At 74.2% G+C, this 14,195-nt stretch carries 12 protein-coding genes; 7 read left to right on the forward strand and 5 right to left on the reverse strand.

Annotation, left to right across the window (positions count from 1 at the left end):
- The first annotated feature begins 351 nt into the window (after positions 1 to 351).
- Positions 352 to 1,299, forward strand: coding sequence for a GTPase Era (gene era, locus K7862_RS08705; RefSeq protein WP_372461523.1), 948 nt, complete (start codon positions 352 to 354; stop codon positions 1,297 to 1,299).
- A 53-nt stretch (positions 1,300 to 1,352) separates the two neighbouring features.
- Here era and K7862_RS08710 read toward each other — a convergent pair whose 3' ends face one another.
- Positions 1,353 to 2,381: an Lrp/AsnC family transcriptional regulator gene (locus K7862_RS08710; RefSeq protein WP_222961866.1), complete on the reverse strand. Its 1,029-nt coding sequence runs from the start codon at positions 2,379 to 2,381 to the stop codon at positions 1,353 to 1,355.
- A 253-nt stretch (positions 2,382 to 2,634) separates the two neighbouring features.
- Between K7862_RS08710 and K7862_RS08715 the strand changes: the two genes are divergently transcribed.
- Entirely contained in the window at positions 2,635 to 4,059 is a 1,425-nt protein-coding gene (locus K7862_RS08715) for an MFS transporter (RefSeq protein WP_222961867.1), read from the forward strand.
- Between the two features lie 95 nt (positions 4,060 to 4,154).
- Here K7862_RS08715 and K7862_RS08720 read toward each other — a convergent pair whose 3' ends face one another.
- A complete protein-coding gene (locus K7862_RS08720; RefSeq protein ID WP_222961868.1) occupies positions 4,155 to 4,424 on the reverse strand; it encodes a hypothetical protein in 270 nt (89 codons plus the stop codon).
- Positions 4,425 to 4,619: 195 nt separating this feature from the next.
- Here K7862_RS08720 and K7862_RS08725 point away from each other — a divergent pair, with 195 nt between their 5' ends.
- A complete protein-coding gene (locus K7862_RS08725; RefSeq protein ID WP_222961869.1) occupies positions 4,620 to 5,573 on the forward strand; it encodes a DUF2797 domain-containing protein in 954 nt (317 codons plus the stop codon).
- 20 nt (positions 5,574 to 5,593) lie between these two features.
- Here the strand turns inward: K7862_RS08725 and K7862_RS08730 are convergent, their stop codons facing one another.
- On the reverse strand, positions 5,594 to 7,273 hold the full coding sequence (locus tag K7862_RS08730; RefSeq protein WP_372461525.1) for an alpha/beta hydrolase: 1,680 nt from the start codon (positions 7,271 to 7,273) through the stop codon (positions 5,594 to 5,596).
- 96 nt (positions 7,274 to 7,369) lie between these two features.
- On the opposite strand from K7862_RS08730, the gene K7862_RS08735 reads away from it, so the two are divergent.
- A complete protein-coding gene (locus tag K7862_RS08735) occupies positions 7,370 to 8,290 on the forward strand; it encodes a helix-turn-helix domain-containing protein (protein ID WP_222961871.1) in 921 nt (306 codons plus the stop codon).
- 191 nt (positions 8,291 to 8,481) lie between these two features.
- On the forward strand, positions 8,482 to 9,576 hold the full coding sequence (locus tag K7862_RS08740) for an extracellular catalytic domain type 2 short-chain-length polyhydroxyalkanoate depolymerase (RefSeq protein WP_222961872.1): 1,095 nt from the start codon (positions 8,482 to 8,484) through the stop codon (positions 9,574 to 9,576).
- Positions 9,577 to 9,645: 69 nt separating this feature from the next.
- On the opposite strand, the gene K7862_RS08745 is transcribed toward K7862_RS08740, so the two are convergent.
- Positions 9,646 to 9,906, reverse strand: coding sequence for a protealysin inhibitor emfourin (locus K7862_RS08745; RefSeq protein WP_222961873.1), 261 nt, complete (start codon positions 9,904 to 9,906; stop codon positions 9,646 to 9,648).
- A gap of 7 nt (positions 9,907 to 9,913) precedes the next feature.
- Positions 9,914 to 11,032 carry a M4 family metallopeptidase gene (locus K7862_RS08750; protein ID WP_222961874.1) on the reverse strand — a complete coding sequence of 373 codons (1,119 nt, stop codon included), beginning with the start codon at positions 11,030 to 11,032 and terminating at the stop codon, positions 9,914 to 9,916.
- 300 nt (positions 11,033 to 11,332) lie between these two features.
- Between K7862_RS08750 and leuA the strand changes: the two genes are divergently transcribed.
- Positions 11,333 to 13,096 carry a 2-isopropylmalate synthase gene (leuA, locus tag K7862_RS08755; protein WP_222961875.1) on the forward strand — a complete coding sequence of 588 codons (1,764 nt, stop codon included), beginning with the start codon at positions 11,333 to 11,335 and terminating at the stop codon, positions 13,094 to 13,096.
- Between the two features lie 255 nt (positions 13,097 to 13,351).
- Complete coding sequence (locus tag K7862_RS08760; RefSeq protein ID WP_222961876.1) at positions 13,352 to 14,059, forward strand: TerB family tellurite resistance protein; 708 nt, start codon at positions 13,352 to 13,354, stop codon at positions 14,057 to 14,059.
- Positions 14,060 to 14,195 lie beyond the last annotated feature (136 nt).

Consider the following 14,195-nt stretch of genomic DNA (forward strand, 5'->3'; position numbering starts at 1 on the left):
GCCGGCGGACAGCAGCACGAGGGGATCCCTTCGGTCGGCGGCGCGGGCGGGCGGTGTGCCGGGCGGGCCGGTCCGAACGAGCCCGCCGCGGCGACGGGCGGACCGGTCCGAACCAGCACGCCGGTGTGACGAGCGTCGGGCGTGCGCGTTACCGGACGTGGGCGGGCGTGTTTCCGCCGTGTTTCACGTTGCGCCGGCGTTTCCGGCGGCTCACCTGGTGTGACGGCGACCACGTGACGGGCGGTCCGGCGGGCTCCGACGGGCTCCGGCGGGGATCGGCGCGGGGAACGGGGTGCCGGTCACGCGCGGACGCGTCCGCGGGCGCCTCCCGCGTCAGGGAGAATGAAGCACATGAGCGCTCGCACCCCCTCCACCGCCGGGTCCCCGGCCCACCGGTCCGGATTCGCCTGCTTCGTCGGCCGGCCCAACGCCGGCAAGTCGACCCTGACGAACGCTCTGGTCGGCCAGAAGGTGGCGATCACCTCCAACCGGCCGCAGACCACCCGGCACACCGTGCGCGGCATCGTCCACCGGCCCGAGGCCCAACTGGTCCTCGTCGACACCCCCGGGCTGCACAAGCCCCGCACCCTGCTCGGCGAGCGCCTCAACGACGTGGTCCGCACCACCTGGGCCGAGGTCGACGTGATCGGCTTCTGCCTGCCCGCCGACCAGAAGCTCGGCCCCGGCGACACCTACATCGCGCGCGAGCTGGCCGGGATCAAGAAGACGCCGAAGGTCGCCATCGTCACCAAGACCGACCTGGTGGACGCCCGGCAGCTCGCCGCACAGCTCATCGCGGTCGACAAGCTCGGCCGGGACCTGGGCCTGGAGTGGGCCGAGATCGTGCCGGTCTCCGCGGTCGGCGGCAAGCAGGTGGAGCTGCTGGCCGACCTGCTGGTCCCGCTGCTCCCCGAGGGCCCGCAGCTGTACGCCGAGGGCGACCTCACGGACGAGCCCGAGCAGGTCATGGTCGCCGAACTGATCCGCGAGGCCGCGCTGGAGGGCGTGCGGGACGAACTGCCGCACTCCATCGCGGTCGTCGTCGAGGAGATGAACCCGCGGCCGAACCGGCCGGCCGACAAGCCGCTGCTCGACGTGCACGCCAACCTCTACATCGAGCGGCCGAGCCAGAAGGGCATCATCATCGGCCCCAAGGGCGCCCGCCTGAAGGAGGTCGGCACCAAGTCCCGCCAGCAGATCGAGGCGCTGCTGGGCACGCCGGTCTTCCTCGACCTGCACGTGAAGGTGGCCAAGGACTGGCAGCGCGACCCCAAGCAGCTGCGCAGGCTCGGCTTCTGACCCGGAGACCGCGGGCGGCCGCGTGGACCGGTCGCTGATCGCGCCGTCCCCGTTCAGGAGGGCGAGCGGGTGCGCCGCGGGTCGTAGAGCGGGCCGGGCCCCTTGAGCATCCGGTGCACCGGAGCCGTCTCCGTCCTGCGGATACCGGGGAGCCGCGCGACCGGCCCGGTCAGGTAGCGGTAGAGCGCGGCGGGATTGCGGCAGTTGATCGCGGCGTAGATGTTCGCCGAGCCCGTCGTGGCCGAGGCGAAGGCCACCTCCTCGTGCTGGGCCAGTGCCTCGCCGACCTCGGCGAGCCGTGCGGGTTCGACCTCCAGCCAGAGGGCCGAGCGCATAGCCGTGTCGTGGGTGTCGCCGTCGAAGGCCAGGTCGTAGTAGAGCGCGCCGGCCGCGCGCAGCTCCGACATCCGGCGCCGCACCGTGGACTGCGACCAGCCGGTGGCGGCGGCCAGTTCGGCCACCGGGGCCCGGCCGTCCTCCGCCAGCACGTCCAGCAGCCGCCGGTCCGCCGGGCCGAGCAGGAACGGGTCGGTCACCGCCACCGCCGGGCGTTCCGGCGCGTCGGCCGGGGACAGGGCCGCCACCTGCGCCGCGTCGAGCGGGCCGCTGCGGCTGACCGGACTCAGGTCCTGGCCGAAGAACACGTGCACCAGGGCGTGCGCGACCACCTCCAGCACCCGCGGGGTGCGCGGCAGCTTCTGCAGCAGCAGCTCGTCGTGGCCGGGCCCGGCCGGCTGAACCAGACAGAAGATCTCGGTGCCGCCGGAGATCAGCGAGACCCAGCGGGTGTCCAGGCGCCGGGCCAGCGCCTCGCCCACCGAGGCCGCCGCGTCCGGGGTGCAGCGCACCCGGACGAACCACGGAGTGACCCCGATCCGCAGCGGGTCCACCAGCCCCAGCACCCGCAGCGTCCCCGAGCCGCGCAGCCGCCCGTAGCGCCGGGCGACCGTCTGGTCCGAGACGCCCAGCACCTCGGCGATCCTGCTGAACGCGGCCCGGCCGTCGATCTGCAGCGCGTGCACGATCCCCCGGTCCAGCTCGTCGAGGTCGCTCAGCGGCACCCACGCGGTGTCGGATTTCATCTCGCCAACGTAACCGATGTCGGATTCCGCCAGGAGGGACGCTGTGGCTGGGAGCGTGGCGCTCCCGCACCCGATCGTGGAGTCACCGGCGCCCGCCGGACAGCCCGGCGGTCCTCCGCGGGGCATCTCGGCGGACCCCCGCCGGACAGCCCGGCGGCATCCGTCGCCGCCCACCCCGGCGGCACCTCCGCCGCGCACCTCGCCGGCACCGTCGCCGGCCACCTCACCGAATCGGGGAAACGGAGTTCCACCCATGCGCAAGTGGCTGCCCCTCGTGGCGATCTGCCTGGGCGCCTTCATCCTGCTGGTCGACGTCACCATCGTGAACGTCGCCCTGCCGCGGATGGCCGACGACCTGCACGCCTCGTTCACCTCACTGCAGTGGGTCATCGACGTCTACGCCCTGGCGCTGGCGGCCCTGCTGATGGTCACCGGGTCGCTCGCCGACCTCTTCGGCCACCGCCGGCTCTACGCGGCCGGCCTCACCGTCTTCGCGCTGGCCTCGCTGGCCTGCGCCCTCGCGCCGAACGCGGCGGTGCTCATCACCGCGCGCGGCGTCCAGGGCGCGGGCGGCGCCGCGATGTTCGCGACCTCGGCCGCCCTGGTGTCGATGACCTACCACGGCCGGGACCGCGGCATCGCGTTCGGCGTGTGGGGAGCGGTCAACGGCGCCGCGGCCGCGGCCGGACCCATCCTGGGCGGCCTGCTCACCGAGGGCTTCGGCTGGCAGGCGATCTTCCTGGTGAACCTGCCGATCGCGGTCGCCGCGGTGGCCCTGACCCTGCGGGTGCTGCCGGCCGGACGGCGCGGCGCGGGCCGCCTCGACGTGCCCGGCGCCCTGGTCTTCACCCTCGCCGCCGCCTCGCTGACGTACGCGCTGATCCGCGGCGGCGAACACGGCTGGAGCGACGGCCTGACGGTGGCGGCGTTCGTCGTCGCCGGGGCCGCCGCGGTGGCCTTCGTCCCGGTCGAACTGCGCTCGCCGCACCCGATGCTGGACATGGCCCTGCTGCGCCGCCCGGCCTTCGCGGGGCTGCTGACCGGCGCGCTGCTCTACCAGATGGCGGCGTTCAGCGGCCTGGTCTTCGTCTCGCTGTGGCTGCAGAACGTCCTGGGGCTCAGCCCGGTGCGCAGCGGCCTGGCGCTGATGCCGCTGGCCGGCACGTCCTTCGTGGTGGCGGCGGCAGCCGGCCGCCACATGCACAAGCTGGCGCCGCGCATCCCGATCGGCGTGGGGCTGCTCGTCATCGCGGCCGGCTCGCTGCTGCTGTGGGGCTCGGTGCACACCGGGTCCGGGCAGTCCGCGCTCTTCGCGGGCCTCGCGATCACGGGCGCCGGGGTCGGGCTCGCCACGCCCGTGCTGGTCTCCGCCGCCGTCGACGCCGTCCCGGCCGCGCGGGCGGGCATGGCGGGCGCGGCCGTCAACACCTTCAGGCAGCTGGGCCTGACGCTGGGGATCGCGTTGTTCGGCGCGGTGTTCACGGCACGGCTGCGGTCGGCCCCCTCCGTCCGGGCGGGCTACGCGTCGGGCATCGACCGCATCTCGCTGCTGGCCGCGGCGGCCGCGCTGGCCGGCGGCGTCGCCGTCCTGCTGGCCGTGCGCCCGTCCCACCCTCACGCCCAGGCCGACACCCCCACCGCGTCGTCGGCCCCCCGGACCCCGACGGTGACGCGCTGACCGGTTTGAGCCTGAGCCTTCCGCGGGGGTCTGCGACTCCGCCCGAGCCCGAACCCGGGCGCCGGGGAGGGGGCCTGGGGGCGGGCGGGCGGAGGTCAGGCGTCGGGGATGTCCTGCTTCGCCGCGGCGAGCATGTCCCCCGGGATGACGGCGAGCCGCTCGTCCGGGCCGAGCCGGACGCTCTCCGGAAGGCGCCCGGCGTAGCCGGCCGTGAGGTCCCGTCCGATCACGGCGATGTCGCCGTTGCTCAACTCCCAGATGTCCGGGCACTTGTTGTCGTCGTCGGAGTGGCCGGGTCCGGCGGCGGACTTTCCGAGCCGGCGCGCGAAGCCGGCCGACGGATCAGGGCTCCAGGCGCGCGTCACGACTGACTCCCGGCGGCGAGGACGTTGCGGACCGTGCCCGTCGATGCTACTCAGGGTCGCACCGGGCCCAAGGGCCCGGGACCGGCCATTGCCGTGCGGCGGGAGACGGACACGAGCGGGTGGTCGGGGTGCGCCCGGAGGGCGGCCCTCGGCGATGCGACGGGGTTGTCGGACCCCCGCAGTAGCGTGGGGGCGATGAGCGGGAACGGGCAGCAGGGGCAGGCCGGGCGGAGGGAGACGGGCGCGGGGTGGCGGGCCGGGGGGATGGGGTGGCGGGACGGCGAGGCGGTCATGGAGTGGGTCACCGACGGTCGCGTGCGGCGGTCGCGGGCGAGCGGCCTGCTCCTCGGCGCCGAGCCGGCCTTCCGGGTCGGCGAGGACCGGCGCTGCCTCGGCGTGTGGCGGGCCGGGCGGCGCGTCCGGTGCGTCCAGGGCGCCGTGCTGCCGCCGCAGGCCCGGTCCGGCCAGTGCGCGGAGTGCGCCGTGCTCGACCGCTCGAACTCGATCGCCGCGGACACCCGGCCTGACGACCCGCGCACGTTCGCCGTGTACCTGGCCCACCACGGCAGTGCCGTGAAGGTCGGCATCACGGGGGCGGGACGCGGCAGCACCCGCCTTCTCGAACAGGGCGCGCTGGCCTCGCTGTTCCTGTCCTCCGGCACCCTGATGTCCGCCCGCCGCAGCGAACACGTGCTGGGCGCCGCGCTCGGTCTTCCGGACCGGGTCGCCACCGAGCGCAAACGGGACGCCCGTCGCCGGCCCGGCACCGCGGACGGCCGCGCCGCCGAACTGCGGTCGCTCGCCGCACGCGTCCGGGCCCTCTCCGACTGGCCCCCGGCCGGCCAGCAGCCCCGCGACCCGCAGGTCACCGATCACGCGGCCGCGTACGGCCTGCCCGGCGACGGCCTGCACCCGCGCGCCGCCGTCGCACCGCTGAGCCCGGGCGCCGTCGTCGCGGGCCGGATCGCCTGCCGGATCGGCACCGACCTCTACCTGGAGGACGCGGGCGACGCCCCAGGGCTCGTCCTGCTCGACACCCGCAGGCTCACCGGCTGGTCCCTGGAGCCGTCCCCGCCCGGCGCCCGCCGCACCGCGCGACTCGACGCCCTGCCCAACCGCCCGCAGCACGACGCCGAGCCGCTCTTCTGACCCGGGCGCGGGCCCGGGGCTCAGCGCTCTCCGGACCCGCCGTGCGGCTCCAGCCGGCGGAGCACCGAGGTCATCGCCCGCCGCAGGGCGGCCCGTGTCCCGTCGGTGTGGTCGAGCGTCTCGAACCCGTGACGGGCGTCCGGCACGTCGACGACCTCGACGTCGGCGGCGCACTCCTTCGCGGCGGTCAGGAACTCCTCGACGGTGGCGGCGATCTCGGGGAGCTCCTGCCCCACCCTGGTGAGTACGACGGGCAGGGAGCCCGCGCCGCGCAGGGCTTCCGCGGGGCGGAACCGGTCGGCGGCCAGCCCCCAGTTCGGCAGCGGTGCGAGGACGGGGTACGTCAGTGCCACGCAGCGCAGCCACTTCGGCGGCGCCGCGAGCCACTCCGCCGACAGCACGCCGCCGCCCGACAGGAACCACAGGGCGACGCGGTCGGCGTCGACCCGCGGATGCCCGCGGACGAGGTCGACGGCCGCCGCGACGTCCTCGGCCGCCCGCTCGAATCCGGACAGGTCGTGCAGCCGGTGGTCCAGTGTCACGCCGACCGCGCCCAGCGACGCCGCGTACCGGGCGTAGCCGAGGAAGGTCGACGAGTCCCGGGGCGTCGGCCGGCCGTCCGCCGGAACGGGTCCGCCGTGCACGAACACCACGGCGGGGACGGGCTGTTCGTCCTCCGGCAGATGCAGGTCCACGCGGCCGTGCCGCTCCCGCGGGCGTTCGGCAACGTCCAGCGGGAACGTACCGGGCGGCGCGGCGGCCCCTTCCGCGCGCGGCGTCAGGCGCTGCCCGCCACCCTCGGCCGCCTCCAGCAGCACGGCGGCGAGTTCGGCGGGACGGGAGAGCATCGGCCAGTGCCCGGTGGCGAGTTCGAAGAACCGGACGCGGCGGTCGACCAGTGGCAGCACCCGCGGATCGCCCATGCCGACCAGCAGTTCGACCAGCGCGATGCTGGTCCCGTTCGCCGTGCAGAGCACTCCGGTCGAGGGCACGCCCGCCGCCGCGCCGGTCAGCCGCAGCGGCTGGGTGAGCGTGGCCGTGGGCTGCGGGACGGCCCGGCTGGTCAGCAGGGCCAGCGCGTCCGCCGGGACGCCGTCGAGACTGCCCCACCGCTGCAGGTCACCGGCCGCGGGCGGCGGTAGGTGGGGGCCGGTCAGCCGCTCGCGCAGCGTCTGGTCGGCGCCGAGGGCGAGGGGCGGGTCGCCGTCCTGCGGACTGCCGGTGTCCAGATGGACGATCCGGGCCACGCGGCCGGGACGGCGGTCGGCCGCACCGAGGGCCGGGTGGATGCCGTAGCCGTGCCCGACCAGGACGAGGTACTGGTCCGGGCCGGCCGCGTCCCCGTCGCCGGGCGGGGTGAGGGCGTCGACGGCCGCGAGCACGTCGGCGATGTGGGTTTCCAGGTCCACAGGGGTGGTGGCGGCTGCGTCGGCAGTCCGGGTGCTGCCTGCGACGAACGTGCTGCCCGCATCGCCATCCGCGGCTCCCGTCCCGCTGAGCTCGACCGCCCACACCCCCGCCCCCGACTCGCGAAGCCGGACGGCCAGTTCGTCCCACACCCAGGCGCCGGTGTGGATCTCCGGGACCAGCACGAACACCGTCGGGGCTGCGCTGCCCCGGGCACCAGCCGCAGCCCCGGCCCGGTCACCAGCCGCTGTCCCGGCCCGGCCTTCTGCCGCTGCCCCTGTCGACGACGTCATCAGCGTCTCCTCGCACCTCGTGGCTCCGCGGGACGGCACGTCCGCCGCCCGCGCTCGCCGGTACGGTAGGAACTCCCCCTGAGGGAGGTTCAAGCCGTGACCGCTGACCGCTCGTGGAGCATCGGGGAGCTCGCCGCGCTGGCGGGCGTCACCGTCAAGACGGTCCGTTTCTACTCGGACCTGGGACTGCTGCCGGAGGCGTCACGCAGTGCGGGCGGCCACCGGCGGTACGGGCCCGAGGCGCTGGACCGGCTGAGGATGATCCGCTCGCTGCGCGCGCTGGACCTGCCGGTCCCCGAGGTGCGCCGGGTCCTGGACCGCGAGGACGGGCTGGACGGCGCTCTGGAGGACGCCGTGGTGCGGCAGTTGGGTGAGGTGGGGTCCCAACTGGCCGCCCTGCGGTGGCGGGAGGCCGCGCTGCAGCTGCTCACCGAGTGCACGCCGGCCCAACGGGCGGAGAGGCTGAGGCTGGTGGGCGCGGTGCCGACGCCGCCCAGCACGGCGGTGATCGCGCGGTTCTGGCGGCGGTGGCTGCCGGCGCGGCTGCCCGCCGAGGTCGTCTCGCTGGTGGTGGAACGGTCGGTGCCGCCGATCCCCGACGACCCGACGCCCGGCCAGGTGCTGGCCTTCGCCCGGCTGCACGCCATGACGCAGGGGGAGTGCCGGGACGCCGACCGCGGGCAGCCCGCGGCGCACCGGACCGACCGGGGGTTCCGGCCGGCCGTGCTGTACCACGGGCTCGACGAGGCGTACGCGCTGGCGGCGCCGCACGTGCGGGCGGGCCGGGCGCCGGAGGCCGGCGAGGCGCTGGACTGCTTCGTCGCGGCGTACGCGTTGGCGGGCGGGTCGCGGGACACGGCGGACTTCCGGCGGCGGCTCGGGCCGGTCCTCGCGTCGGACCCGCGGATCGATCGCTACTGGTCGCTGGTGGCCGAGTTGGCCGGCCCGGCCCACACGACGCCGGGCGCGGCGCACGCCTGGCTGCTCTCGGCCCTCCACGCGCCGCCCGCCGCCTGACGGCCGGAGCTCCTGCGCGACGACGACCCCGGGCGGAGCGGTGAGCCATGCGGCCGGGTGTGTCTCCGGGCGGACTGGTGGGCGGCGACATGAGCGGGCCTCCCGGGGTGGGGGTCGCGCCCATCGTGCCGCAGGGTGGGCGGGCCTACCGTGCTCAGAGTCCTGCGAGGACCGGCGATGCGGAGGCTGCGATGAACGTGCCGTCAGCGAGATCCCCCAAGACGAGGTTCCGGACCGCGGCCCTGGCGCTCGCCGCCGCGGCCTTCCTGCTACCGGCGACCGCCCAGGCCGCGCCCGTCCCCGCGGCACCAGCGGCGGCGACTCCTGCGGCCACCCCGACGCTGTACACCGTGCCGCCCACCGCCGGCGGGCTGAGCCGGCACACCGTCTCCGGGGTGTACGTCGCCGGCGTCTCGTCCGGCGGGTACATGGCCGGGCAGCTCCAGGTGGCCTACTCCCGTACGGTCAAGGGCACCGCGGTGTTCGGCGCTGGGCCCTACTACTGCGCGCAGAACAACGCCGCGCAGGCCCTCTACGGCTGCGGCGACGACGTGTACCCGGACCACCTCGGCACGCTGGAGGCCGACGCGTCGCTGTGGTCGTCGTACGGCTGGACCGACCCCGTTTCCAGCCTGTCCGGGCGCCCGGTGTACGTCTTCCACGGCGGCAACGACACCACGGTCAAGGCGCCGGTCAGCGACGACGGCGTGGCGTTCTACCGGCACTTCGGCGCGAACGTCACCTACGACAGCGGCTCCACCGCCGGCCACGGCTGGGTCACGCCCTACGGCACCCTGGGCTGCACGGCGACCGCCTCGCCGTACCTCGACAACTGCGGCACCGACCCGCAGAACACGCTCCTGCGCACCCTGTTCGGCTCGGTGACCGCGCCCAACACCGGCCCGCTCACCGGAACGCTGGTCGCGTTCAGCCAGGACGACTACGCCGTGAACGGCCTGGCCGGCGGCCTGAGCATGGACTCCACCGGCTTCGCCTACGTGCCCGCCGCCTGCACGCCAGGCCAGAGCTGCCGGCTGATGGTGGCGCTGCACGGCTGCGCGCAGGACCACAGCGACGTCGGCACCGCGTTCGTCGACCGCGCCAACCTCGACCAGTACGCGGACACCAACCATATGATCGTCCTGTATCCGCAGGCGATCCCGACCGGCGCCAACCCGTACGGCTGCTGGGACTGGTGGGGGTACCTGGGCGCGACCAACTACCCGATCAAGGGCGGCGCCCAGATCGAGACCATCATGAACATGGTCCGGGCGCTGGGCGGCTGACGCCGGGCAGCACCGGCACGTCCGGCAACCCGGGCACCCCGGCCGCCGGGTGATGCGGCGGCGGTGCGGTCAGGCGCCCTCGCCCAGCACCAGGCTGATCAACTCCCGCTGGGCGTCGCTGAGATGGGGATCCCGGCAGTGCACCGTGCGGGAGTCGACGGTGATGTCGTAGCCGAAGCTGTCGGGGTTCACCGCCTGCGGCATCCCGGGGGCGAGGGCGGCCTCGGCCAGAGCGTGGAGGTGGCCCGCGTCCGGGCGGCCTGTGGTGTCGAGCGCGGCGTGGCGGCGGATGCCGGCCAGGCCGCCGGAGCGGACCACCTCGATGCGCATGGGCTGCTCACGCCTCCTGGGTCTGCTCGCCGGGCTGCTGGCGGGGGACCGCCGATCCGGCGGCCGCCTGGACGACGCCGACCTCCTGCCAGGCCGCGGTGACCGCTCGGGACTGCTCCCCTTCACCGTAGCGCGCGATGGCCGACGCGACCGTGGCCGCCGCGAAGTCGGCGAACTGGGCGTGCGAGGAGAGCGAGCCGCCGGTCAGCGTGTCGTACCAGATCTGGCCGGCCTGCTCCCAGGCGTGGCCGCCGAGCGCGGCCGCGGCCAGGTAGAAGGCCCGGTTGGGGATGCCGGAGTTGATGTGGACGCCGCCGTTGTCCTCGGAGGTGGAGACGTAGCCGCTCATCGATCCGGGCTGCGGGTCCCTGCCGAGGTTCGGGTCGTCGTAGGCGGTGCCGGGCTCCTTCATCGAGCGCAGGGCGTGGCCGTGCACGGCGGGGGCGAGCAGCCCGGCGCCGATCAGCCAGTCGGCCTGGTCGGCGGTCTGCCCGAGGGCGTACTGCTTGATCAGGCTGCCGAAGACGTCCGAGACCGACTCGTTGAGGGCGCCGGACTGCCCGTAGTAGTCGAGGTTGGCGCTGTACTGGGTGACGCCGTGGGTCAGTTCGTGGCCGATGACGTCCAGCGGGATGGTGAAGTCCAGGAAGATCCGGCCGTCCCCGTCGCCGAACACCATCTGCTCGCCGTTCCAGAACGCGTTGTTGTAGTCCTGCAGGTAGTGGACGCTGGCCACCAGCGGTAGCCCGCGCCCGTCGATGGAGTGGCGGCCGTACGCCTTGAGGTAGGTCTCGAAGGTCGCCCCCAGGGCGTCGTACGCACGGTTGACACTGCCGTCCTTCGACGGCTTCGCGCCCTCGGCGCGGACGGTTCTCCCGGGCAGCCTGTCCTTGTGCCGGGCGTCGTGGACGGTGCGCTGCGGCTCCCCGGAGAGGCCGGTCGCCGGCCCGCCGGAGGCCGCATCCGTGGCGCCGGCGGCGCCGATCACGGTGTTCAGCCGCCGCCGGGTGCGCTCGCGTGCGTCGTGCTCCAGGGTGCGGCGCGCGGTGCCGGACAGCGCGGCGTCGTCGGAGCGGGCGAGGGCGTCGAGGACGTGCGGCGGCACGATCGTGCAGAAAACTCCCATGTGCGCAATGTGGCACTTTCCCTACGTACTGTCACGAGTCGCGGTCATGATCCACGAAAAGGAGGGAATGATCACCCTTTCCCTGGACGCGTCCCTCCGTCTTGCATACTGAGAGGACACCCGCATCGGCTGTGTGATCCCGCGGCGAGCGGCTATGGTCGACCCATCATGTGTTTCGGGCTGCTTCTCCTTAGCTGCCGCGGCGAGGGCCTGTAGTCGTAGGCCGACCCCCTCCCCGCGGAGTTCGGCGTTTCCAGCCGTCGGCCGTCCCCAGCGGACCTCCGAGGAGCCAGAGCCCCCATGACCACACCGAACCGCGTCGGCCGCGCCACGCCCATCACCGCCGCCTCCGTGCGCCAGCGTCCCACCGCGATGCCGATCCACAAGTACGGCCGGTACGAGCAGGTGGACATCCCCGACCGCACCTGGCCGGACGCCCGGATCACCAAGGCCCCGCGGTGGCTGTCCACCGACCTGCGGGACGGCAACCAGGCGCTGATCGACCCGATGTCCCCGGCACGCAAGCGGGAGATGTTCGACCTGCTGGTGCGGATGGGCTACAAGGAGATCGAGGTCGGCTTCCCGTCGTCCGGCCAGACCGACTTCGACTTCGTCCGCTCCATCATCGAGCAGGACGCGATCCCCGAGGACGTGACGATCTCCGTCCTGACGCAGGCCCGCGAGGAACTGATCGAGCGGACCGTCGAGTCGCTGCGCGGCGCGCGCCAGGCCACCGTGCACCTGTACAACGCCACCGCGCCGGTGTTCCGCCGGGTCGTCTTCCGGGGCAGCCGTGAGCAGGTCCGGCAGATCGCGGTGGACGGCACCCGGCTGGTGATGGAGTACGCGGACAAGATCCTCGGCGACGAGACGGTCTTCGGCTACCAGTACAGTCCGGAGATCTTCACCGACACCGAGCTGGACTTCGCGCTGGAGGTCTGCGAGGGCGTGATGGACGTCTGGCAGCCCGAGGAGGGCCGCGAGATCATCCTCAACCTGCCCGCCACGGTGGAGCGTTCGACGCCGTCGACGCACGCCGACCGGTTCGAGTGGATGTCCCGCAACCTGTCCCGCCGCGAGCACGTGTGCCTGTCGGTCCACCCGCACAACGACCGGGGCACCGCGGTGGCCGCCGCCGAGCTGGCGATCATGGCCGGCGCGGACCGCATCGAGGGCTGCCTGTTCGGCCAGGGCGAGCGGACCGGCAACGTCGACCTGGTGACCCTGGGCATGAACCTGTTCAGCCAGGGCGTGGACCCGCAGATCGACTTCTCGGAGATCGACGAGATCCGCCGCACCGCCGAGTACTGCAACCAGATGGAGGTCCACCCGCGCCACCCCTACGCGGGCGACCTCGTCTACACCGCCTTCTCCGGCTCCCACCAGGACGCCATCAAGAAGGGCTTCGAGGCGATGGAGGCCGACGCGGCCGCCGCCGGCCGGACCGTCGACGAGATCACCTGGGCCGTGCCGTACCTGCCCATCGACCCCAAGGACGTGGGCCGCTCCTACGAGGCGGTCATCCGCGTCAACTCGCAGTCCGGCAAGGGCGGTATCGCCTACGTGCTGAAGAACGACCACAAGCTGGACCTGCCGCGCCGGATGCAGATCGAGTTCTCCCGGATCATCCAGGCCAAGACCGACAGCGAGGGCGGCGAGGTCACCCCCGCGCAGATCTGGTCGACGTTCCAGGACGAGTACCTGCCCACCCCGGACAACCCGTGGGGCCGGATCACGCTGCGCTCCGCCCAGGCCTCGACCTCCAGCGACGGCACCGACGCGCTCACCGTCGAGGCCGTGGTGGACGGCGCGGAGACGACGCTGACCGGTACCGGCAACGGCCCGATCTCCGCGTTCTTCGACGCGCTGGCGGCGGTAGGCGTCGACGCCCGGCTGCTGGACTACTCCGAGCACACCCTGAGCGAGGGCGCGTCCGCGCAGGCCGCCTCCTACATCGAGTGCGCCATCGACGGACGCGTGCTGTGGGGGATCGGCATCGACCCCAACACCACGCGCGCCTCGCTGAAGGCGGTCGTCTCCGCCGTCAACCGCGCGTTCCGCTGATCGCCCGGGCCTTTCGCGGGGCGCACACCGCCCCGCGAAAGGCCCGTCGTGCCCCCGCGCGCCGCGCCGGCGCGCCCCGGCGGCAGCGCGTCCGGGTACCCGTCCGGTGAATTGCCCCCGTACGCGGTACTGACCGGGCGCCGGATGTGTGGCTAACATCACGGCAGTACGGCACCGTTGCCGGGGGCGCTTCGCGCGTGTGCGGCCGCAGCAGGGGTGCGTACCGGGACGAAGCCGGCCGGAGGGTGCAGCGACATGAAGCTGGGGCTGTGTATCTGGGGTGTGCGTACGGCATGGCGCACCGAGGACGACGGTGAGTTCTACTGCCCCGACTGCGGCGGCGACCGCGCCTACCACCGCAGATCCGGCACCCGCAGGCTGACCGTGCTCAACGTCCCGCTGCTCGCCCGCGGCCCGGCCGGCACCGTCATCGAGTGCACCGCCTGCCACCGGCAGTTCGGCGCCGAGGTGCTGCTGCGGCCCACCACCACCCGCTTCTCGGCGATGCTCAGGGACGCCGTCCACACCATCGCGCTCGCCGTGCTCACCGCCGGCGGCGCGTCCGGCCGGGCGTCCCGCGAGGCCGCGGTCGGCGCGGTGCGGGCCGCCGGGTTCAGCGACTGCACCGAGGACCAGCTCCTCGGCCTGCTCGCCGCGATCGTCGCCGACGAGGGCCGCTTCCGCCGCTCCGAGGAACTCGGCCCCGACTCCTTCGCCGAGGCCGTCGACGGCTGCGGGAGCTGGCTGTCCATCGAACTGCACGAGGCCCTGGAGCCGCTCGCCGACCACCTGCTCCCGCAGGGCCGCGAACGCGTCCTGCTCCAGGGCGCGCACATCGCCCTCGCCGACGGCCCCTACCTGCCCGCCGAACGCGAGGTGCTGGAGGCCATCGGCCGCTGCCTGTCGCTGCACACCGACGAGATCGAGCGGCTGCTGACGGCCGCCGCTGCGACCGCCTCCTGACCCGGGGCGCCCGGACGCCTCGGAGACCCGGCCGCCGCCGGTCCTGCGGCCTCCCGCTACTCCCCGGGGAGTACCGCGCCCCCGGTGAGCCGGGCGGAGTACCACGCTTCTCGGCCGTCCGCGCGACGCGAACACC

The sequence above is a fragment of the Actinacidiphila acidipaludis genome, from assembly GCF_019890725.1.
Taxonomy (GTDB): Bacteria; Actinomycetota; Actinomycetes; order Streptomycetales; family Streptomycetaceae; genus Actinacidiphila; species Actinacidiphila acidipaludis.